The organism is Arthrobacter sp. B0427-1-12, assembly GCF_059092905.1.
In genome coordinates, this window is the sequence record NZ_JBNHIC010000162.1 from 1 (window position 1) to 1050 (window position 1050).

Genomic DNA, 1050 nt, shown 5'->3' on the forward strand with positions numbered 1-1050 from the left:
CGCCTGCCAGCCGCGTCCGGGCCGGAAGAAAATGGTTGCGGAGCCGGCAGTCTGGGGAACCACGCGGGTCACCACGCCGCGCAGCTGACGGGTGGAGAACACGGGGTTGAACAGGGACGCAAAATCTTCCGGGGCCAGTGGAGTGGTCAACATCGATGCCGCCCGCCTAAGCCTGCTCATGCACTCATCCTGATACCGCGTCCACCCATACTTCTCCTACGCATCACCATCGCCCGTGTGCAGCACCGCGGAGCAAAACCGACCAAAACCAAACCATAAGGTTACTGATCATTCTTCCTCGGGTCTAATTGCGGATCCGGGCAGGATCTACATGTTCATGGAGGGCCTGAACATGCCGCAGACCGCTGCCGTTGGGCAGGTGCACGGCAGCGATGCCCCACAGCTACTCGCCTGGATTCGGGGAGCAACGGGAGGCTGCCGCGGTGGATTGATTGGGCTGCGGCATCGTCCCGGAGCCGTGATTGCTGCATCGATGATGAGTTTTGGATGCGGTACCCCACACGGAACGTGCGCTTTTCGACCGATGGTTCTGCCCTAGGGGGTTCGCTGTACGATCCGGTACACCGTGCTGCGGGCGACCTTGAAGAGCTCGGCGATCTCGGCGGTGGTGTGGTGTCCTCCCTTATAGAGGGAGACAAGGTGGGCTTCCTGGCTCTTGGAGAGTTTGGGCTGTTTGCCGCGCAGCCGGCCCTTGGCCTTGGCGACCTCAAAGGCGACTTGACGAGATTTCAGGGAGTGGTTATATTTTTTCCTCGTAAGAAAAAGAGAACGGAAGTTCCCCCGCTTGAAGTAGCTGTAGTCGCCTGTTTAGGGGGAAGCACCGTTGCAGTAATACCTGGTCGTCGGACAGCTTGAGACGGCCAGAGCAACACCAGTAACACCTGGCCGTCGGACAGCTTGAGACGGCCAGAGCAACACCAGTAACACCTGGTCGTCGGACAGCTTGAGACGGCCAGAGCAACACCAGTAACACCTGGTCGTCGGACAGCTTGAGACGGCCAGAGCAACACCAGTAACACCTGGTCGTCG

The 1050-nt window shown here is 59.7% G+C and carries 2 pseudogenes; both read right to left on the reverse strand.

What is annotated here, in order from left to right:
• Nucleotides 1-180 (reverse strand): annotated as a pseudogene (locus AC5RWU_RS24330) (ferredoxin reductase); the annotation flags it as partial.
• A 375-nt stretch (nucleotides 181-555) separates the two neighbouring features.
• A pseudogene (locus AC5RWU_RS24335) lies at nucleotides 556-729 on the reverse strand (helix-turn-helix domain-containing protein); the annotation flags it as partial.
• Nucleotides 730-1050: the final 321 nt, after the last annotated feature.